This is a genomic window from Hyphomonas oceanitis SCH89, from assembly GCF_000685295.1.
Taxonomy (GTDB): Bacteria; Pseudomonadota; Alphaproteobacteria; order Caulobacterales; family Hyphomonadaceae; genus Hyphomonas; species Hyphomonas oceanitis.
The window spans coordinates 15,918-34,666 of sequence record NZ_ARYL01000038.1 but is presented as its reverse complement, the minus strand read 5'-3'; the positions used below and the strand labels follow the sequence as shown (position 1 = coordinate 34,666).

20 protein-coding genes and 1 pseudogene are annotated in these 18,749 nt (G+C 61.7%); 3 read left to right on the top strand and 18 right to left on the bottom strand.

What is annotated here, in order from left to right:
• From HOC_RS17555 to HOC_RS17520, 8 genes and pseudogenes are all read right to left on the bottom strand, one after another.
• Positions 1-342 (bottom strand): annotated as a pseudogene (locus tag HOC_RS17555) (sodium-dependent transporter); the annotation flags it as partial.
• A gap of 81 nt (positions 343-423) precedes the next feature.
• The gene (gene rodA / locus HOC_RS17550; RefSeq protein WP_241767081.1) at positions 424-1,629 is read right to left on the bottom strand and encodes a rod shape-determining protein RodA; all 1,206 of its coding nucleotides are present in this window, start codon (positions 1,627-1,629) and stop codon (positions 424-426) included.
• A complete protein-coding gene (gene mrdA / locus HOC_RS17545) occupies positions 1,626-3,557 on the bottom strand; it encodes a penicillin-binding protein 2 (RefSeq protein WP_035541005.1) in 1,932 nt (643 codons plus the stop codon). Before mrdA ends, rodA begins: the two co-directional genes overlap by 4 nt.
• The gene (locus tag HOC_RS17540; RefSeq protein WP_035541003.1) at positions 3,554-4,105 is read right to left on the bottom strand and encodes a hypothetical protein; all 552 of its coding nucleotides are present in this window, start codon (positions 4,103-4,105) and stop codon (positions 3,554-3,556) included. Before HOC_RS17540 ends, mrdA begins: the two co-directional genes overlap by 4 nt.
• Positions 4,105-4,989, bottom strand: coding sequence for a rod shape-determining protein MreC (mreC, locus tag HOC_RS21505; protein WP_051625048.1), 885 nt, complete (start codon positions 4,987-4,989; stop codon positions 4,105-4,107). Before mreC ends, HOC_RS17540 begins: the two co-directional genes overlap by 1 nt.
• Before the next feature lie 37 nt (positions 4,990-5,026).
• Positions 5,027-6,067 (bottom strand): rod shape-determining protein, encoded by a 1,041-nt coding sequence (locus HOC_RS17530; RefSeq protein WP_034739794.1) that lies wholly within the window; start codon positions 6,065-6,067, stop codon positions 5,027-5,029.
• A gap of 507 nt (positions 6,068-6,574) precedes the next feature.
• The gene (locus tag HOC_RS17525; protein ID WP_035540998.1) at positions 6,575-7,042 is read right to left on the bottom strand and encodes a PH domain-containing protein; all 468 of its coding nucleotides are present in this window, start codon (positions 7,040-7,042) and stop codon (positions 6,575-6,577) included.
• Between the two features lie 65 nt (positions 7,043-7,107).
• Positions 7,108-9,447 carry an ATP-dependent helicase gene (locus tag HOC_RS17520; RefSeq protein ID WP_035540997.1) on the bottom strand — a complete coding sequence of 780 codons (2,340 nt, stop codon included), beginning with the start codon at positions 9,445-9,447 and terminating at the stop codon, positions 7,108-7,110.
• A gap of 56 nt (positions 9,448-9,503) precedes the next feature.
• On the opposite strand from HOC_RS17520, the gene HOC_RS17515 reads away from it, so the two are divergent.
• Together HOC_RS17515 and HOC_RS17510 are read left to right on the top strand one after the other, a co-directional pair.
• On the top strand, positions 9,504-10,058 hold the full coding sequence (locus tag HOC_RS17515) for a DUF5655 domain-containing protein (protein WP_035540996.1): 555 nt from the start codon (positions 9,504-9,506) through the stop codon (positions 10,056-10,058).
• Positions 10,055-10,561: a cupin domain-containing protein gene (locus HOC_RS17510; RefSeq protein WP_035540995.1), complete on the top strand. Its 507-nt coding sequence runs from the start codon at positions 10,055-10,057 to the stop codon at positions 10,559-10,561. The genes HOC_RS17515 and HOC_RS17510 overlap by 4 nt, the downstream gene beginning before the upstream one ends.
• Here HOC_RS17510 and HOC_RS17505 read toward each other — a convergent pair whose 3' ends face one another.
• Positions 10,562-11,098 carry a DUF3833 domain-containing protein gene (locus tag HOC_RS17505; protein WP_035541019.1) on the bottom strand — a complete coding sequence of 179 codons (537 nt, stop codon included), beginning with the start codon at positions 11,096-11,098 and terminating at the stop codon, positions 10,562-10,564.
• A gap of 317 nt (positions 11,099-11,415) precedes the next feature.
• Positions 11,416-12,522: an NADH:flavin oxidoreductase gene (locus HOC_RS17500; protein ID WP_035540993.1), complete on the bottom strand. Its 1,107-nt coding sequence runs from the start codon at positions 12,520-12,522 to the stop codon at positions 11,416-11,418.
• A gap of 337 nt (positions 12,523-12,859) precedes the next feature.
• Here HOC_RS17500 and HOC_RS17495 point away from each other — a divergent pair, with 337 nt between their 5' ends.
• Complete coding sequence (locus tag HOC_RS17495; RefSeq protein ID WP_162174893.1) at positions 12,860-13,687, top strand: tetratricopeptide repeat protein; 828 nt, start codon at positions 12,860-12,862, stop codon at positions 13,685-13,687.
• A gap of 2 nt (positions 13,688-13,689) precedes the next feature.
• Here HOC_RS17495 and HOC_RS22850 read toward each other — a convergent pair whose 3' ends face one another.
• The 8 genes from HOC_RS22850 to fumC form a co-directional block, all read right to left on the bottom strand.
• Positions 13,690-13,812, bottom strand: a complete 123-nt coding sequence (locus tag HOC_RS22850) for a hypothetical protein (protein ID WP_277813058.1) — start codon at positions 13,810-13,812, stop codon at positions 13,690-13,692.
• Between the two features lie 73 nt (positions 13,813-13,885).
• Complete coding sequence (locus HOC_RS17490) at positions 13,886-14,080, bottom strand: DUF4169 family protein (protein WP_035540987.1); 195 nt, start codon at positions 14,078-14,080, stop codon at positions 13,886-13,888.
• Between the two features lie 13 nt (positions 14,081-14,093).
• Positions 14,094-14,684 carry a GNAT family N-acetyltransferase gene (locus HOC_RS17485; protein ID WP_035540985.1) on the bottom strand — a complete coding sequence of 197 codons (591 nt, stop codon included), beginning with the start codon at positions 14,682-14,684 and terminating at the stop codon, positions 14,094-14,096.
• Between the two features lie 4 nt (positions 14,685-14,688).
• Positions 14,689-14,985, bottom strand: a complete 297-nt coding sequence (locus HOC_RS17480; RefSeq protein WP_034739757.1) for a hypothetical protein — start codon at positions 14,983-14,985, stop codon at positions 14,689-14,691.
• 65 nt (positions 14,986-15,050) lie between these two features.
• A complete protein-coding gene (locus tag HOC_RS17475; protein WP_035540981.1) occupies positions 15,051-15,488 on the bottom strand; it encodes a GNAT family N-acetyltransferase in 438 nt (145 codons plus the stop codon).
• 29 nt (positions 15,489-15,517) lie between these two features.
• On the bottom strand, positions 15,518-16,321 hold the full coding sequence (locus HOC_RS17470) for an SDR family oxidoreductase (protein WP_035541017.1): 804 nt from the start codon (positions 16,319-16,321) through the stop codon (positions 15,518-15,520).
• A gap of 116 nt (positions 16,322-16,437) precedes the next feature.
• Positions 16,438-17,190, bottom strand: a complete 753-nt coding sequence (locus HOC_RS17465) for an AAA family ATPase (RefSeq protein WP_035540979.1) — start codon at positions 17,188-17,190, stop codon at positions 16,438-16,440.
• 84 nt (positions 17,191-17,274) lie between these two features.
• Positions 17,275-18,669: a class II fumarate hydratase gene (gene fumC / locus HOC_RS17460; protein ID WP_035540977.1), complete on the bottom strand. Its 1,395-nt coding sequence runs from the start codon at positions 18,667-18,669 to the stop codon at positions 17,275-17,277.
• Positions 18,670-18,749: the final 80 nt, after the last annotated feature.

Sequence of the window (18,749 nt, the reverse complement as noted above, 5' to 3'; positions counted from 1 at the left end):
GTGAGGAGACGGGGCGGACCATCCCATTAAGGCCGTGAGCGTGCCGATCCATGGCGCTATGCCCCAGTTCTGGCTGCGGCTTTCAGCGCGGGCAAGCGACTGGATGCCCTCGACGGCCGACATGCCGGATTTCCGGCCCATGGCGTATTCCGCCATCAGGAGCGGCAGGCCGATGAGCAGGACGCACATCATGTAGATCAGGATGAAGGCGCCGCCGCCCTCTTCGCCCGCCGTATAGGGAAAGCGCCAGAAATTGCCGAGACCGACTGACGAGCCAACGGCCGCCATGATGAATCCGAAGCGCGAGCCCCACTTGTCTGTCTTGCGGCCAATGCCTGCCATATGCCCTCTCCCCGGGGTAATTTGTTTCACGCGACCCTAGCGGTCGCGGCATGAAAATCAATTGCAGGGTCTGTTAGCGGGTCAAATGATGCCCGTCGAGGAGAGCTTTTCGTCCCTGTGCATATGCGCTGACAGGATGAGCCCGAAACAGGCCATCGTCGTGAGCATGGCCGTGCCGCCATAGGAAATGAGCGGGAGCGGCATGCCGACCACTGGCAGGAGGCCGATAACCATGCCGACATTGAACACAATATAGAAGGCGACTGTCGCGGCCGCGCCCGCCGAAGCGAGCCGACCAAACCAGCTGTGTGATTGCGACGCGGAATAGAAGGACCAGCCGAGGATGACGGCAAAGCCGAGCAGCAGGGCGGTCGTGCCGATGAAGCCGAATTCCTCGCCGATCACGGTGAGGATGAAGTCGGTATGCTGTTCGGGCACATAATCCTGCTGGGACTGGATGCCCTGAAGCCAGCCCTTGCCATTCACGCCGCCGCCGCCAATGGCGATCAGGCCTTGCTCGATCTGGTAGCTTTCACCGAGCGCGTTGGTGGCGTGGCCAGACATCTGGGCGAGAAATGTATCGACACGCTCGCGCTGGTAGTCGGCGAGGACGAAATAGATGCCGGGCACCGATGCAATACCTGCGAGCATACCGACAAGGATGACCCGCATCGACAGGCCCGCGAGGAAGATGACCACCCCGCCGGATGCGATCAGGGCGAGCGTGGTGCCGAAATCCGGCTGCTTGAAGATCAGGGCCGCCGGGATGAGCATGATGCAGAGGGCGCCGATGTGGATGAGGATGCGGCCCGATGTGGGCGTGATGACGCGGTCATAGTACCAGGCCAGCGCCATCGTGGTGGCGAGCTTGGCAAACTCGGACGGCTGGACGCCGATCGGCCCGATCTGGAGCCAGCGCTGGGCACCGCCGCCGCTGAAGCCCATCACGAGCACAAGGACGAGCAGGAGTATCGTGAAGGCATAGGCCGGAAGCGCGAGCGTGCGCCACCAGGAGAGCGGTAGCATGGCCAGCACGAGCATCATGACGAAGGAAATGCCGAAGCGCGTGAGCTGGAGATACCAGAGATTATGCTCGTTCGGATTGGTGTAGGCGGAGGAATAGAGCATCGCGACGCCGGTGAGCGCCATGGCGATGATCAGCAGGATGAAGCCCCATGGCAATTTCGCAAGCCGGCGCAGCGGACCCATTGTCTCGAAGTTCAGCGATTTGGCCGTGCGGGTGCGCGCCTCGCCCCGGCTGAAGCCGGTATAGCCGTCGCGGCTCATGTCGGCTCCCCCTGCCCTGCTGGCGTGACGGAGGCCGTCTGGCCATAGGCAGGCTTGCGGCCGCTATCATTCTCGATGGCAAAACGAAGGATGTCGCGCGCCATGGGCGCAGCGGCGCCTGAGCCGCTCTCACCATGTTCGACCACGACAGCGCAGGCATATTTCGGATTGTCGGCTGGCGCATAGGCGACGAAGAGCGCGTGGTCGCGCAGCTCGCGCTCGATATTGAGGCCCTTGCGGATGCCCTTGTCGCGCTCGGCCTTCGAGATGCGGCGGACCTGCGCGGTACCGGACTTGCCGGCCATGCGGGGACCACCAAGGCCAAGATCGCCCGAGCGATAGGCCGTGCCGCCGCCTTCCGAGGTCACGCCATACATGCCCGAGCGCATGATATCGATAATGTCCTTGTCGAGCGGCTGGTCGAGGACGCCATCATCGCCCGATTGCGGGCCGAGGCCGACAAGATGGGGTTTCAGGCTGCGCCCTTCGGCGGCGATACGGGCCGTCATCAGGGAAAGTTGCAGGGGCGTGACGCCGAGCTGGCCCTGGCCGATACCGAAGTTCAGTGTCTCGCCTTCATACCAGGGTTCGCCCATGGCCCGTTGTTTCCATTCAGGGTCGGGCACGAGGCCGCCGCGCGCGCCGGTCATGCCGAGCGTCCAGGCCTCGCCGAAGCCGAACTTGCGCGCTGCGGCTGCGATCGCTTCAACGCCCGTGCGGCGGGCAATGTCGTAGAAATAGACGTCGCACGAGTGCTTGATGCCATTATGCATGTCCATCGAGCCGTGGCCGCCTTTCTTCCAGCAGTGCCAGGTGCGGTTGCCGAAACGGTAATAGCCATTGCAGTTGACGCGGTCGGTGGGCTTCACGGCGCCGGATTCGAGCGCGGCCGTGGCGACGACCATCTTGAATGTGGAGCCCGGCGGATAGACGCCGCCATGCGCGCGCGGATAGAGCGGCGATTGCGGATTGTCGCGCAATTCGGCATAGGCCGTGCCGGAAATGCCGTTGACGAAATCATTCGGGTCGAAGGCGGGCGTCGAGACCATGGCGAGGACGTCGCCGGTATCGACCTGGATCATCACCGCGGCGCCGCTCTCCTCGCCAAAGCGCTCGATAACGGCGCGCTGGAGATCGGAATCGATGGTGATGTAGAGGTCCTTGCCGGGAACGGGCGCGAACCGCTCGTCCGGGATTTCCTCAATGACGCGGCCGTGGGCATTGGTGACCAGTTTGCGGAAGCCCGGCTTGCCGCGCAGATATTCCTCGGCGAACCGCTCCATGCCCTGCCGACCGGTGCGCATGTCAGGGTGGCGGAACAGTTTTTCGAGGCGCTTGGCCTCGTCAGCTTCCATGCCGACGGACAGGCGTTCCAGATCGTCCTGGCTGGCGCGGGCGACATAGCCAAGCACGTGGGCAAAGTCGCGGCCGCGCGGATAGGACCGCGTCAGCGCCATCTCGACCTGTACGCCGGGGATCTCGGCGGCATGCACGTTCATGCGCGCAAAGTCTTCGTAGGTAAGTTCGTTGGCGACAATGATCGGGACGAAGCCTGCATTGCGGCGACGCCCGGCGGTGATCTCGCCAGCCAGCCGCTCGATGCGCTCGTCCGACAGGTCGATGAGGGCAGCGACCTGCGCGAGCGTGCCAGCCGGATCGCGTGTCTGTTCGGGTACAATGGAAACGCGGCCTGCACGGCGATGCGAGGCGAGCGGCTTGCCGAACCGGTCCAGGATGCGGCCCCGCTGCGGCGGCGCAAGCGCCAGCTTGATATGGTTGTCCTCGGCAGCGGCCTGGTATTTCTCGCGCTCAAGCACCTGAAGCTGGAAGAGACGTGCGACGAGACCGGCCCAGACGACGCCGCCTGCGCCTGCCGCGATAATCATGCGGCGCGTGAAATCATCCTCAATGCTGCGATTACGGCTCATGTCGCCTGCCCCACGGATTCCCCGGGCGCGCGGCCAAGGTCGAACAGGCGATGACAGGCGGCATAGATGACGCCTGTGGTGAGGAAGGCGGCGAACAGAGGTGTCGCACGCACGGCATGATCCTCAAGCGCGCTGGCCATCAGCCACAGGACGAGAAAACCGGAAATGAACTGCAGGATTGGCGCGATAACGGCGACTAGCGGTTCGTTCATCACATCGAACATGCCAGCGATCCAGGCGCTGAAACCGTACACCACGAGGTTCACGATGACGAAGCAGCCGAGCGGCGCATTGAAGCTGATATCCTGGATCAGACCGAAGGCGATGAGCAGGACCATGGGGCGCAATGACATGCCGACACGGCCCCAGCCAACAGCCCCCCAAAGGGCCGCATAGGGCCACGCAATGGACAGACCGAACAGTGTCTTGGGGGTGAGGCCGAGCAGGCCAATGGCGGCAATGGCAAAGGCGCCGAAAAGCAGGCGCGGGGTTGGCCCCGTACTGGACCATATGCTCTTGCGCGGCCGGCCGGATTTGCGGTTAGCCATTACTGGCGCACCCCCTGGGCAGCGCTCGCCTGTTCCGGCGCCGCTTCATCGGAGGCCGGGATTTCCTCGATCGCAATTGGCGTCTCGATGAGCGGCGGCGGGATCATCTGGACATAGCCGCCTGCGCGGCGTGCCATGCCATATTTCACGCGCCAGTCGCCGCCCTGCATGCGGGCCTCACCGACGATCAGGCCGCGCGGAAAGGCCCCGCCTTCGGCAGACGTGAGAATGCGTTCACCTTCGATAAAGCCGCTACGCTCCGGCATGTCGGTCAGGCTGCCGAGGCCGTCGCGGCCACCGTACAGGATGGCGCGCACGCCGCTGACTTCGCCCATGACAGGTACGCGGCTGTTGAAGTCTGTAATCAGGAGGATGCGCGAGGAATGCTCGCCAAGCTGGATGACCCGGCCGACAAGACCGCCTTCATTGAGGGCTATGGCGCCGGGATCAACGCCCTGCGCGCGGCCGGCATTGGCCAGCAGCGTCTGGGCAAAGGGACCATCGCTCTCAGCAGTGACACGCGCCGTGACGCCACGCACGGGCGGCTCGCCCATCAGGTTCAGAATTTGCTCATAGGCTTCGAGGCGCTCGGCCATGGAAATGGCCGCAGCCTTGTAGCGCGAGAGTTCGCGCACTTCGGCTTCGAGATCCTTGATGCGCCGCTCGCGGGCGACCTGACCGGTCATGCGGGCCCAGAGGCTGATACTGTCGCCGCCGCCAAGCTGGTCGCCAGCCACTGTGCGGACAGGATCGAAGATGTGGCGGATTTGCGGGGCGGACTGGGCCACGACGAGGGCGCCGGCGCCGAAAATCAAGACAAAGAGAATCAGTCGCTTGGCTGAGCGCTGCTTCGGTTTTTGTCCTGATCGGCTTAGGCGCGCCATTCGCCCTGTTTCCTTGCCGTTTTTTCTGCCCGTTTCCCTAGACTTCCGGAGACAGGACCGTTTTCATTTTCGAGTAGTTTTCTAGCACATAACCGCAGCCATTCACGACGCATTTCAGCGGATCATCTGCAATCATCACAGGCAATTGCGCCTGTTCACGGATGACCGTGTCGAGGTTGCGCAAGAGGGCACCGCCGCCTGTCAGCACGATGCCACGGTCAACGATGTCAGCAGCCAGTTCTGGCGGCATGGCTTCGAGCGCGATCTTCACGGCGTCGATAATGTCGTTCACCGGCTCGCTGAGCGCTTCGGCAATCATGGCCTCGGTGATCTCGGTTTCCTTCGGCACGCCGTCCAGCGTACCGCGGCCACGAACCGTCAGGGCCATGCCGGTGCCGTTCTCGGGCGCCATGGCTGTGCCGATCTCTTTCTTGATCCGTTCGGCGGACATTTCGCCGATCAGGATTTTCTGCTCGCGGCGCAGATAGTTGACGATAGCCTGGTCCATCTTGTCGCCGCCGACGCGCACGGAGCGCGAATAGACGATGCCGCCAAGGGAGAGGACTGCCACTTCAGACGTGCCGCCGCCGATATCAACGACCATCGAGCCGGCTGGCTCATCAATCGGAAGACCAGCGCCGATTGCAGCGGCCATGGGCTCTTCGATAAGCTGGACTTCACGGGCACCAGCGGCAAGGGCCGACTGGTGGATGGCGCGTCGCTCGACGCTGGTCGCGGAGCTGGGCACGCAGATGATGATGAGGGGAGACACGAACGCCCGGCGGTTATGAACCTTCCGGATGAAGTGCTTGATCATTTCCTCGGCGACTTCGAAATCGGCGATCACGCCATCCCGCATCGGGCGGATGGCTTCCATGTTCACCGGCGTCTTGCCGAGCATGTTCTTGGCTTGCTCGCCAACCGCGTAGACGATCTTGCGGCCGCCTTGGGTCATGTAGGCAACGACCGAAGGTTCATCGAGCTTTACGCCCTGGCCTTTCACATAGACCAGCGTATTCGCTGTGCCGAGGTCGATGGCCATGTCCGTGGACAACATGCCGAGAAGGCTACCAATCATGACGTCTACGAGCTCTTTCTGATGCGCAACGAACCCCCGGTCCGTTACAATTGTGCAATTCTATACACAGCCCCATACCCCATGTGCCGTTAACGCCCATTTAATGCAAGGGACGGAGGGCACATAAGCGGTACGCTACGTACATCCCCTGAAAATCAATGGTATCCATTGGTGTTTACCGTAGAATCGCCTGATGCGATTGGGGGGGTAACGGAACGGATCGTTCCGAAATGGTAAACGCCGAGCGGGTGCTTGTTAACGAATTGGCGGTTTTGCACTCACCCGGCGTCACGGTGCGATTTGTACACTTGGTACGATTTGAGTCGTTTCTGGCGGGCGGGGCCCGCGATGAGCGGAAGATGAACACGTCGTTCGGAGAGTATTGGGGCGGGGGCTCCTAAACAGGAACTGCAGCATCGGTCTGGCCCATAAACGCGCTCCCAAACCCATCAGCGCTCACGGCTTGAACACACCCCTGGCAAGCCCCGACCGATGCTGCATTTTTCCTCAGGCAGCATGTCCCGATATCTCGTCCAGCTCCCGCACGATGCGGTCGGCCGGCTCCTGCTCGCTGTCATGGCGGGCGTGTTCGGCCTCTGCGCGGAACCTGGACGGGCGGGCCATGGACGGAAAATGGATATGGGTGTCGCCCCGGCCGCGTATGGTCAGGCGACCATAATGGAAAAGCCGGCCGAGAGGCCCTTGGTGGATGGCGCTGCCCTCGATGGCGTCGAGCGTAATTTCCTGCACATCGGCGCGAAAGAAGCCCGATTTCAGGATCACGCGCCGGTCCGTAATGACAAATTCCGTTGTGCGCAGGCGAATCTGCTCGGAGATGAACATGACAATGCCGATGACGAGCACGCCGAGAAAGATCAGCGCCAGCCACCCTGGAACCCAGCTGAGCCCGTGAAACCGGCCGCGATAGACCACGTGCTCGCCGTCATAGAGCCTTTTGTCGATATAGCTTGCCATGGGAATTAACCTTGTCGCCTGCTGACCAATGGGCAGCGATGGGCAAGGTTCCCGCTGGCAAGCGCTCAGGCGGCGGTGACGAAGGTGGCGATGACTTTCTTGCGGCCCGTCTTGTCGAAGTCGACCGTCAGCTTGTTGCCCTCCGAGAAGGCGACCTTGCCGTAGCCGAACTTGTCATGGAACACACGGGAACCCGTCTTGAACGCGCTGGTTCCGCCTGATGTGGCCGCAAGTGGTCCAGCTTCGCCGGGCGGGCGGGATGGCGTACGCGAGGCATTTTCCTGCAACCGTTTCCACCCGGGGCTGTCATAGGATGAACGCGCGCCAAGGTCTTCCATCGTGCCGCTGAACGCCTCTTCGCCGCCGGGAAGACCGGAAAAGCCGGTTTCGCTCATCGCATCGACATGCTCGTGCGGGAGTTCATCTACGAAACGGCTGGGCATGACGCTTTGCCAGCGGCCATAGATCTGGCGGTTGGCCACGAAGGAGATATAGGCGCGAGCGCGGGCGCGCGTGATGCCGACATAGGCGAGGCGACGCTCTTCCTCGAGGCCTTTCAGGCCGCTCTCGTCGAGACTGCGGCGCGAGGGGAAGACTTCCTCCTCCCAGCCGGGCAGGAAGACCATGGGCCATTCGAGGCCCTTGGCGCCGTGTAGTGTGAGAATCTGGACCTGGTCCTCCCCTGCCCCGCCGCTGGACGCATCCATGACCAGTTCGACGTGCTCGAGGAAGCCGGCGAGCGTATCGAACTCGCCCATGGAGCGTACGAGTTCCTTCAGGTTGTCGAGCCGTGTCTGGGCCTGCGGGCTGCGGTCCTTCTGGAGCATGTCGGTATAACCGGACTCTTCGAGGATGACCTCGGCGAGTTCGGTGTGCGGCAGGCCATTGGCATACTTGTCGCGCCACATGTTGAGCTGGTCGATGAACACGGTCAGGCCGCGCTTGGCACCGCCTTTGATCTCGTCGGTCTGCAGCACCATTGGCGTCAGCGTGTAGAGGCTGCGGCCATCGGCACGTGCATAGGCCTGCAGCTTGGCCAGTGTCGTGTTGCCGACGCCGCGTTTGGGCTCATTGACCACGCGCTCGAAGGCCAGATCGTCGTCGGGCGAGCGGATGAGGCGCAGATAGGCCATGGCATCGCGGATCTCGGCGCGTTCAAAGAAGCGCGGGCCGCCGATCACGCGGTAGGGGATGCCGAGCATGATGAAGCGTTCCTCGAAAGCCCGCATCTGCCAGGAGGCACGCGCCAGCACGGCGCAATCATCATGCTTGCCGCCAGCGCGGACCCAGCTTTCGATATCGTCTGCGATAAGGCGGCTCTCCGCCTCGCCGTCCCACAGGCCGCGCACTTTGACCTTTTCGGCGTCCACGAGGTCGGCGTCACTGTCGTCGCCGACAAAGAGCGTTTTGCCGAGGCGGCTGCGATTGTGGCTGATCACGCTGGAGGCGGCGGCGAGGATGTGGCGCGTGGAGCGATAGTTCCGCTCGAGCCGGATGACCTTTGCGCCAGCGAAATCCTTCTCGAAGCGCAGGATATTGTCCACTTCGGCGCCGCGCCAGCCATAGATCGACTGGTCGTCATCGCCGACGCAGCAGATGTTATGGTTGCCTTGGGCCAGCATGCGCAGCCAGAGATATTGGGCGACGTTCGTATCCTGATACTCGTCGACGAGGATGTACTTGAAGCGGGCGTGATAGTCCTTCAGCACGTCCGGGTTCTCACGGAACAACGTAATATTGTGGACCAGAAGATCGCCGAAATCGCAGGCATTCAGAACCTTCAGCCGGTTCTGGTAGATCTCGTAGCACTTGATCCCCTTGCCGTCGGCGAACATGTGCGCGTCTTCGGATGGCACACGGTCCGGCGTCAGAGCGCGGTTCTTCCAGCCGTCGATGAGGCTGGCGAGGAAGCGCGGCGTCCAGCGCTTGGGATCGATATTCTCGGCCTGGATGATCTGCTTGCAGAGGCGAACCTGATCGTCGGTATCAAGGATGGTGAAACTGGATTTGAGGCCGACAAGCTCGGCATGCTGGCGCAGGATCTGCGCGCTGATCGAGTGGAACGTGCCGAGCCAGCGCAGGCCCTCGCCGTCCGGGCCGATCAGTTTCAGCGCGCGCTCGCGCATTTCGCGGGCGGCCTTGTTGGTGAACGTCACCGTCAGCGTCTGGCTGGGCCAAGCCTTCTTGGTGGCGATGATATGCGCCAGGCGCGTGGTCAGCACGCGTGTCTTGCCGGTGCCGGCGCCTGCCAGCACGAGCAGCGGCCCATCGGTGTGCAGCACGGCTTCGCGCTGCTCCGGGTTCAGGCCAGACAGATACGTAGCCTCGCCTGCTGCAGCGGGGGGGCGCGCAGCAGCCATCTGGCTGATCGAGAGACGATTCGGATTGGAACTCATAGAGAACATATAGCAGGGATTGGCCAATGTGTTAGGCTAAAGCCGCACCAAGCAGGGAGGCGCCCATGAACAATGAGGCTACCGAGAAATACCTGGAGACCGCGAAAAAGAACGTGCTCGCAAAGACCGGCAAGACGGTGGAGCATTGGGCGGAGGTCGTGAAAGCCAGCGGCATCGAAAAGGTTGGCCAGCAAGTGGCGATGCTGAAGGAGAAGCATGGCATCACCCATGGCTATGCCCAGATGATCTGCCAGATCGCCAGCGGGCGCCTTAATGCCTCTGTGGATGAGCTTCTGGAGATGCAGTTCAAGGGCAAGGAAAGCCTCAGGCCGCTTCATGACGCCATTGCAGCCTATGCCGGGAAACTGGGTAAGGATGTCGGGATTGATCCCGGCAAGACGGCCACCAGCCTGCGCCGCAGCAAGAAATTCGCCGCCATCGTTCCCGCGTCAAAAACGCGGATCGATCTCGGGATCAACCTGAAAGGCATGCCCGGCAATAACCGGCTGGCCGAGGAAAAACCGGGCGCCATGTGCACGCACAAGGTGCGGCTTGAATCGGCTGCGGATTTCGACGCGGAGGTGAAGGCCTGGCTCAAGGAGGCTTACGAGAAAGCATGACGAACAAACTTTTCCCTATCGCACGCCTCCCCGATCTCGCCCTTGAGCCTTTTGAGATGGGAGACGCCTATGTCTGCCGCGATGCAGGCTTCAGTGACGGCATCGGCCTCACACAACTGGGTGCGTCCTATACTGAAGTCCCTCCGGGCAAGTCCGCTTGTCCGTTCCACGCCCACCATGTCGAGGAGGAAATGTTCGTCATCCTTGAGGGCGAAGGCACGTACCGATTTGGTCCCGACCGCTACCAGGTCAAAGCCGGCGATGTGCTGGCCGCGCCGCGGGGTGGGCCTGAATATGCCCACAAACTGACGAATACAGGCCGCATGACGTTGAAATATATCAGCATCTCGACGCGCGCCGATACCGAGATTTGCGAATACCCTGATAGCGGCAAGTTTCTCGCCAATACGAAGGAACCGGGTACGCGCACCAACCGGTTTCGATATATGGGCCGAATGGAGACGGAGGTGGATTATTGGGACGGCGAAGACTCGCCCGACTGATCAGGGCTTCCGGAAAGCGATCGTCACCTGCCCGATCTCGATGCCGTAGCGGGTGACATAGGCCCGGTTGAGCAGGACATCGTCTTCCATCAGGTACATCCAGTCGTCAAAGCCGACATTCCACGTCGAGTCGCCCACTTTCAGGTCAACCTTGTATTTCCAGTTGAACGCATTACCGGAGACGCGGCCCTCCGCTGGCACGGGCACGTCGCCCGCCGTGCCGCGATAGGCGCCATTGCCGAGTACGTCGATTTCCCAGACCCGGGTATCGCGCTCGCCATCATCATATTTGAAATTCTCGGTCAGGGTCAGCCGGTCACCGTCGAGCGTGCCCGTGATGTCGACCTTGAACTGGCGGCGCACCTTGCCGAAACGGTCCTCGAATACGCCATAGGCCTGTGTCTGACCCAGGAAGTAATCCTCAAGCACCAGCTGTCGCGGACTGTCGGCGAATTGCGCCACATTCTGGCTGACACAGGCCGTGCTCAATGTGGTGGCCGCAATCAGGGCGGGCGTGAGGGCTTTGCTCAGGCGCATATCGTACATCTCCTCCGGCAGCATTGAATGTGCTGTCCGTCTGTACGCAGGCAAACGCCAACCGGATGAAAATAACCCCACCTGCCGGCCCGGAATCACTCCGGGAAGGCAGGCGGGGCAATCAGCAAACCCTTGCCTTGCTTAACAACCACACATGTCCGGGAGGCAAACCGGTATGGTGGTTGGAGCGCTGGGGCCGTGTAATCTACGGAAAGGCCGTCCGCCGTTTCGGCATCGCCATTCTGGCGTGCCGGACGCACACTTTCATGACACGGACAGTCTCACATTTTCCGTCTGCGCTCAATAATTTTCGCGCCTCAGTAGAGCGTAGCGAGCGACTTTGCATCATAGTTCGACAGCTCGTCGAGGCGGCCTTCACGGACCTTCTTCGCCCATTCCGGATCCTGCAACAGGGCCCGGCCGACAGCGACCATGTCAAACTCGCCGCGCTCAAGGCGCTCTTCCAGATCATCCAGCTTGCGGATGGTGGCGCCTTCCCCGCGGAAGGCCTTTTCAAAGTCGCCCGTCAGGCCGACAGAACCGACCGTGATGACCGGCAGGCCCGTCAATTTCTTGGCCCAGCCAGCCGCATTGAGGCCGTTCTCGCCATCGACTTCGGGGAATTCAGGTTCCCAATAGCGGCGCTGCGAGGCGTGGAGCACGTCAACACCGGCATCGACGAAGACCTTGAGGAAGGCTTCGTATTCGGCTGGCGTATGCGCGAGCCTGACTGTGTAATCCTGCTGTTTCCATTGCGAGAAACGCAGGATGATGGCCATGTCCGGGCCCACCTGCTTGCGGGTTTCCTTGATGATGTCAGCGGCAAAGGTCGCACGTTCCGGCAGCGAGCCGCCGAAGCGGTCGTCGCGCTTGTTCATCACGTCCCAGAAAAACTCGTCGATCAGATAGCCATGGGCGCCGTGGATTTCGATGGCGTCAAAGCCGATGCGGGCTGCTTCGCCAGCGGCATTGGCGAATGCCATCACCATGTCATCAACTTCAGCGCTGGTGGGCTGTTCGAATACTTCCTTGCCGGAATGCGTGACGCCGGACGGGCTGTCGGTTGGCGCATCAGGCTCAGGGCCGGTGCCGGGCTTGCGCATCATGCCCTGGTGCCAGAGCTGCGGGGCGATAAGGCCCTTATTGGCGTGGACCTTCTCGACGACGCGTTTCCACCCGGCGAGCGAATCAGCGCGGTGGAAGTTCGGCACGTTCGGGTCATTGGAGGCCCCGCCCCGCTTCACTGTGGTGCCTTCGGTGACGATCAGGCCGACATCGGCTGCGGCGCGGCGCGCGTAATAGTCCGCCACATCCTCGCCCGGTGTGCCCCCTGGCGACTTGCTGCGCGTCATGGGGGCCATGACGATGCGGTTTGGCAGGTTCAGCGACTTGATTTTGAGCGGTTTGAAAAGCGGACTGGTCATGTGGGGCAGGCTCCATTGAATTCTGAAGAAGACAAGTGGCGTCGCCCCCTACCCACGTCAACCATTGACGTTAGGAAGGCGCCGAGGCACCGGTTCATGGCGGGTTCAGCCGGTGTGCCCAATCTGCAAGCCGGTCATGATGAAAAGGGGGAATGTTTCCATGCGGTATAGCCTGTTGGCCTTGGCGGCGGTTTCTTTGGCGGCCTGCCAGACGCCCGGATATGACTACGAAGCCCGGATCGCACCGAATTATCCTCAGGCAGCTGAATTCCGTGATCCTGAAGTTGGGCGCTTTAGAGGTCCGGCGGGAGATGTCGCGGAGGCAGAATTCTCCGCAATGATCTCGCAAGTCAGTCTTGATGGCATGCCGTGGTTCAGGCGGTCAGGCCCTGAGCCGGACAGTCTCTATGAAGGCGGCGTGGCGATTGATGGCTGGGAGTCGGAAGTGCGCTATGAGCGCGAACGCCGCTGCGTGGAGCATGAGGGCCTGTTTAACTGCAAGCGCCAGGGCATTGTGGAATCAGAATGCACGAATGAAACGGTTACCGTCTCGGTTTCGGCGACGCTTGTGGATCTTGGGTCAAACCGACCTGTGTTCACATCCGCGCAACCGGGCTCTGCCGCGCGCGACACCTGTATCGACGTGGCGGAATATCGAGACGGCACGGTCGAGATCGGCACCTATCGCGACCCGTATCGCAGTACCTATAATCCCTATGATGCCCCCATCGGTCTCGTGCGGGACGCGGTGGTCGATGCTGTCGGGCGTTTTCGCTATGATATCGCGCCCTACAACAAGACGCTGCGAGCCGAGATCATGCAGAAGGGCCTGATCCCGGAAGAGCAGAATGATACGCGCTTCACGCTGGCAGTTGATGCCACGAAGAACGGCAATTTCCTCGGCGCCTGCGCGCAGTGGGATGAACTCGCCCGCGAATATCCGCGCGCGCCTGCTGTGCTTCACAATCAGGGCGCCTGCGCAGAGGCCCGCGGCGACATGGAAACGGCGCAGCTGCGCTATGCCCGCGCCGCCGAACTGGCGAGCCAGATTCCGCTGATGAAGGACAAGTCCGCCAAGCCCATTTTCGATGCGCTGGAGCGTGTTTCGGGGCGTCGCTATGACGAACAGCTGCTGGACGCCAGCACACCCAAAAGCGGCAGCTAGGCCTAGTGACCGAACATCGTGGCCAGTGTGACGCCGGTTTCGGCTGCTTCCGCAGCGATGCCCCAGGCAATCCCGCCTGAAAAGGCAACGGCGCAAAACACGCATTTCATGAGGATGCTTTTCATCTGACGGCCACTCCCGGTTTGGAACACTTCACAGAAGCAAAGTGCAAAGCCGGGGCCGCGCTGTAAGGCCTCGTTAACCCTGTTTTTCGGGATCGCCGTCGAGGCGGTGGCCCTCTGTCAGCCGGGTGAGTTTCTCGGCGCGGGCCTGTTCCAGCGACTTCTGGACCTTTGTGCGACCGAACTTGGCACGATTTTCAGCCGCTGCCTGTTCCTTGGCAGACCGGGCCTTCGCCTTGCGGGCTTTGTTGAGATTGATCGGGGTCGTCATGGCGCCAGACTACTCAGCCAAAGGCCGCCAGTCGAGCGTCGAGACGCGCCTTCACGTCTGGCCACTCGGTGTCGATGATGGAGAAGAAGGCCGTGTCGCGGACAAAGCCATCCGGCAGGGTGCGGTGATTGCGCAGGATGCCATCGCGTTTTGCGCCCAGCTTCAGGACGGCCGCCTGCGAGCGCTTGTTACGATCATCCACCTGAAACTGCACGCGCACAGCCCCTTGCCCGAACGCATGGGCCAGAAGCAGGCGCTTGGCCGCCGGATTGATCGCCGTGCCCGCAGCATGTGGCGCATAGACCGTCATCCCGATCTCGACGCTGCGATTGACCGCATTGGCGTCGAGATAGCTGGTTACGCCAAGAAAATCGGCGCCATCCGGCGACAAAACGCTGAACGGGATCATCGTCCCCGCCGTCGAGCGCGCAGCGATCGTTTCGAGCCACAGGCCAATCCAGTCGCCCGGCCCACGGTGGGACCAGAGAACGAATTGCTCCGGCGCGCCTTCGGCCAATGCCCGCAAGGCCGCGCCATATAGCGCCGGATCGAAAGGCTCGAGGCGGACATGCGCGTCCGCCAGCATCACCGGCGCCAGCTGCATCGGCCTAGTCCTTGTGGGTCTCGCGCCACTGTTCCATGGCGAGAGAGATGGCAAAGGTCTCGCGGTATTTCGGGCTGGAGGCCGGGCGCGGCGCGCGGGCCGACGTCATCGCCATGATTTCGGCAAGCTTGTTGTGCGCCGCGCCTGACTGGCCTGCCCCGATATAGGCGTGCAGCTCGACCAGCGCCGACGAGAGCGGGTCGTGCGCACGGATCACGAAATAGGGCTCGTCGTCGGCGAGCTTGCCGATCACGTCAAACTGGGACGGGTTATCCTTGGAGCCGACGGGAGGTTTGGACATGGATATCTGCCTTTCTGGGCGGAAGTGATTCTCTTCCCGGACAATAGAGTGTCGTGAACGGGCAGTCAGCCTTTTCGGCAGATATGGGTGATGTTTGGCAAGTCCTCTCGCCAGAAACCCATGGTCTCCCAGAACGGCGCGGCGAGTGGCGTAGCGCGCGCATTGCAAGTCAGCAGCGGGGCCCGGGCAAAACCGTGAGTCATTGCCACCTCTGCCAGAGCGCGCCCCACACCAAACTCCCGCGCCTGTGGCAAGACATAGAAGCGCCGCATGCGCATCGCCGTCTCCGTCAGTCCTATGTCCCACGTCACGCCCCCGACGCCGACTAGCCCTGCTCCGTCAAATGCCCCGAAAAGCGCCTCGCCATCTGTGGCAAATCGCTGCTCGCCTGATCGCCAGCCATCCGCGAGCAAATCCATATTTCGCACGCCCTCCTCCGCCGCGGCGGCGAAAAGCCCACCAAAGCTGGACGGCAGGTGATCGACAATGCGCGCGATGTTCATGTCGCACTCCCGGCACGGCAGGCATTAGACTAGCTCGACGAGACGATGCCTCCGTCACACGGAATGGTGTGGCCGGTGATATAGGCCGACGCCTTGGACGAGAGAAAGATCGAGAGGCCAGCCACGTCGCTTGGCGCGCCAACACGGCCTGACGGGTTGCGGCTGGAAACGGAATCCCAATCCACGCCCTCAGTCTCGCCTTTGAAGCCAACGCCGGTGGACAGCATGTAGGTCGGGAAAGGGCCCGGCGCGATACCGTTGACGAGGATATGCTCGCCCGCCAGATGCGCGCCCATGAAGCGCGTCAGGTGGATCACAGCAGCCTTTGACGTGCCATAGGCGAAGCCGCTCATCGGGCTCGTGTGCATGCCGTCGATTGAGGCGATATTGATGACGCGCGCAGGCTCATCAGCGCTGGCAGACTTGCGCAGCAGCGGCATCAGTTTCTGCGTGAGGAAGAAGACGCCCTTGACGTTGACGTCCATCACCTTGTCCCAGCCGGCTTCCGGGAAATCTTCCAGTGTCGCGCCCCATGCCACGCCCGCATTGTTGATCAGCACATCGATCTTGTCTTCGCGCTTGGCGAGCTCGTCGGCGAGGTGATTGATGCCAAGCAGCGTGCCCACGTCTGACGGGATGGCATAGATCTCGCCGCCATACTCGGCTTTCAGCCGCTCGACCGTCTCTTCACAGGCCTGCGCCTTGCGCGACGAGATGATGACCTTGGCGCCCTGGCTGAGGAAGCCTGCCGCGATCATCTCGCCGATGCCGCGCGAACCGCCCGTGATGACGACCGTCTTGCCGGCCACCGAAAACAAATTGCTGAAATCCATGCTCATGTCTTCTCTCCTCCTTGAACGACTGCCGTTCTGACGGAGTGCCGAAGGGCGCGCAAGGGCTTAGCGCTGGCGAAACAACGATAGCGGCCACGTCATGCCCCTGCCTGGGTTCAATCACCGGGATCTTCCATGATCTCGTAGAGATAGGCTTCCGGATACATCAGGAAGTCGCGCGTAAGACTCACATGGTCAAAGTCATCCCATTTTGTCTGCTGCGGTCCCTCTGCCGTCATATGATAGATAAAGGCGTCAGGATACGAGAGGATGATGGGCGAGTGCGTTGCGATGACGAACTGACTGCCATTCTGGACAAGTTCATGAAGCCGACGAAGGAATGCCAGTTGGCGCCTCGGCGACAGCGCGGCTTCTGGCTCGTCCAGCACGTAAAAGCCCTTGCCCTCGAACCGGTTCTGAAAGAGCGCCATCACGGTTTCCCCATGTGACTGTGTGTGCAGTTTCCGCTCGCCATACCGCGCCAGGGTCGATGTCGCGTCCAGATAAGTCGCCTGCCCATAAAGGCTTTCAGCCCTGAGAAAGTAGGAATCTTTTGGCCGCTTCGTGCCGCGTACCATCTTGAGCTGAGCATGCAGGCGCGAATGCGTGTCCTCGACCTTGAAACGGTGGTCCCGGCTGCCCCCTTCGGCATTCAGACCCATTGCAACCGCAATTGCTTCGATCAATGTCGACTTGCCGGAGCCGTTTTCTCCGACGAGGAAAGTCACCTTCTCGTGCAATTCCAGAGTTTGCCAACTCGCTACCGCAGGCAGGTTGAAGGGATAGGACTCGGGGTCCCACCCAGCGTCGCGCTTCTGGACAACGTCCATCACGAAGCCGGCGAAATCGATTGCCCGGCGCCCTGCCATGCGCACCACTCCCATCTGTTTGGAACCGGCACGAAACCAGAGATTGCAGGCAGGAGTCTACCGAATGTTTTCAGGAAGCCTTCTTCAGCCCGGCGAGATCATCTTGCTTGGATCAACGATATTGTCGAAATCCTCGCCCGGGATGCCGTCCTTGATGGCTTCTTCGCGCAGGGTTGTGCCATTCTTGTGGGCCGTCTTGGCGATCTTCGCGGCGCGGTCGTAGCCGTATTTTTCCTTGAGGGGCGTCACCAGCATCAGCGAGTTCTTGAGGCCCGTCGCAATATTCTCAAGGCGCGGCTCGATGCCGACAACGCAATTGTCAGTGAAGCTGATCGCGGCGTCGGCCAGAAGGCGTGTCGACTGGAGGAAGTTGTAGGCCATCATCGGGTTGAACACGTTCAGTTCGAAATGGCCCTGCGACCCGGCAAAGCCGATGGCGGCATTATTGCCATGAATGTGCGCGCAGACCTGCGTCAGCGCCTCGCACTGGGTCGGGTTCACCTTGCCGGGCATGATGGACGAACCGGGCTCGTTTTCCGGCAGCGCCAGCTCGCCAAGGCCGGAGCGCGGGCCCGAGCCGAGGAAACGGATGTCATTCGCAATCTTGAAGCAGCTCATCGCCACCGTGTTGATCGCGCCATGCGTAAACACCATCGCGTCATGCGCGGCCAGCGCCTCGAACTTGTTTGGCGCGGACGTGAATTTAAGGCCCGTGATGCCCGCAATCTTCTCAGCCACTTTTTCGGCAAAACCGACCGGCGAGGCGAGGCCTGTGCCGACGGCCGTGCCGCCCTGCGCAAGTTGCATCAGCATTGGCAGCGTGGATTCGATACGCGCAATGCCATTCTCGACTTGCTGGGCATAGCCGGAGAATTCCTGGCCGAGCGTCACCGGCGTGGCGTCCTGCGTGTGCGTGCGGCCGATCTTGATGATGTCCACCCAGGCCTTGGCCTTGGCGTCGAGCGCGGCGTGCAGGTGCTTAAGCGCTGGCACGAGGCGGTGCGTCACTTCCTCGGCGCAGGCAATGTGCATGGCGGTCGGGAACGTGTCGTTCGACGACTGGCTCATGTTCACATGGTCGTTCGGGTGGACCGGCTTTTTCGAGCCCATCTCGCCGCCAAGAATTTCGATGGCGCGGTTCGAGATCACCTCGTTTGCGTTCATGTTCGACTGCGTGCCCGAGCCTGTCTGCCACACAACCAGCGGGAAATGGTCGTTCAGCTTGCCGTCGATGACTTCATCGGCGACCTGCACGATCACCTTGCCCAGCTCCGGATCCATCTTGCCGAGATCCATGTTGGCCTGCGCGGCGGCCTTTTTCACAATGCCGAGCGCGCGGACGATGGGCTCTGGCTGCTTTTCCCAACCGATCTTGAAGTTTCCGAGGCTGCGCTCGGCCTGCGCGCCCCAATAGCGGTCATTGGCGACCTCGACGGGGCCCATTGTGTCGGTTTCGGTGCGGGTTGGGGTATTGACCATGAAGAAGGGCTCCGTTGGAATGCGCTGGATATGTCTGGCGCGGGGTTTAGCATGCAGGCGGCATTGGGCAAGGTGGCCAA

Coding starts and splice junctions, on each gene's coding strand:
- HOC_RS17465 (WP_035540979.1), bottom strand. CDS start 17,190: ATGGCAGGGCGCCGGGCAATCGATTTCGCCGGCTTCGTGATGGACGTT.
- HOC_RS17495 (WP_162174893.1), top strand. CDS start 12,860: ATGATCTCGCAAGTCAGTCTTGATGGCATGCCGTGGTTCAGGCGGTCA.
- HOC_RS17510 (WP_035540995.1), top strand. CDS start 10,055: ATGACGAACAAACTTTTCCCTATCGCACGCCTCCCCGATCTCGCCCTT.
- HOC_RS17480 (WP_034739757.1), bottom strand. CDS start 14,985: ATGTCCAAACCTCCCGTCGGCTCCAAGGATAACCCGTCCCAGTTTGAC.
- HOC_RS17490 (WP_035540987.1), bottom strand. CDS start 14,080: ATGACGACCCCGATCAATCTCAACAAAGCCCGCAAGGCGAAGGCCCGG.
- rodA (WP_241767081.1), bottom strand. CDS start 1,629: ATGAGCCGCGACGGCTATACCGGCTTCAGCCGGGGCGAGGCGCGCACC.
- HOC_RS17525 (WP_035540998.1), bottom strand. CDS start 7,042: ATGGCAAGCTATATCGACAAAAGGCTCTATGACGGCGAGCACGTGGTC.
- HOC_RS17520 (WP_035540997.1), bottom strand. CDS start 9,447: ATGTTCTCTATGAGTTCCAATCCGAATCGTCTCTCGATCAGCCAGATG.
- HOC_RS17500 (WP_035540993.1), bottom strand. CDS start 12,522: ATGACCAGTCCGCTTTTCAAACCGCTCAAAATCAAGTCGCTGAACCTG.
- mreC (WP_051625048.1), bottom strand. CDS start 4,989: ATGGCGCGCCTAAGCCGATCAGGACAAAAACCGAAGCAGCGCTCAGCC.
- fumC (WP_035540977.1), bottom strand. CDS start 18,669: ATGGTCAATACCCCAACCCGCACCGAAACCGACACAATGGGCCCCGTC.
- HOC_RS17530 (WP_034739794.1), bottom strand. CDS start 6,067: ATGATTGGTAGCCTTCTCGGCATGTTGTCCACGGACATGGCCATCGAC.
- HOC_RS17485 (WP_035540985.1), bottom strand. CDS start 14,684: ATGCAGCTGGCGCCGGTGATGCTGGCGGACGCGCATGTCCGCCTCGAG.
- HOC_RS17475 (WP_035540981.1), bottom strand. CDS start 15,488: ATGAACATCGCGCGCATTGTCGATCACCTGCCGTCCAGCTTTGGTGGG.
- HOC_RS22850 (WP_277813058.1), bottom strand. CDS start 13,812: ATGAAAAGCATCCTCATGAAATGCGTGTTTTGCGCCGTTGCCTTTTCA.
- HOC_RS17505 (WP_035541019.1), bottom strand. CDS start 11,098: ATGCGCCTGAGCAAAGCCCTCACGCCCGCCCTGATTGCGGCCACCACA.
- HOC_RS17470 (WP_035541017.1), bottom strand. CDS start 16,321: ATGGATTTCAGCAATTTGTTTTCGGTGGCCGGCAAGACGGTCGTCATC.
- HOC_RS17540 (WP_035541003.1), bottom strand. CDS start 4,105: ATGGCTAACCGCAAATCCGGCCGGCCGCGCAAGAGCATATGGTCCAGT.
- HOC_RS17515 (WP_035540996.1), top strand. CDS start 9,504: ATGAACAATGAGGCTACCGAGAAATACCTGGAGACCGCGAAAAAGAAC.
- mrdA (WP_035541005.1), bottom strand. CDS start 3,557: ATGAGCCGTAATCGCAGCATTGAGGATGATTTCACGCGCCGCATGATT.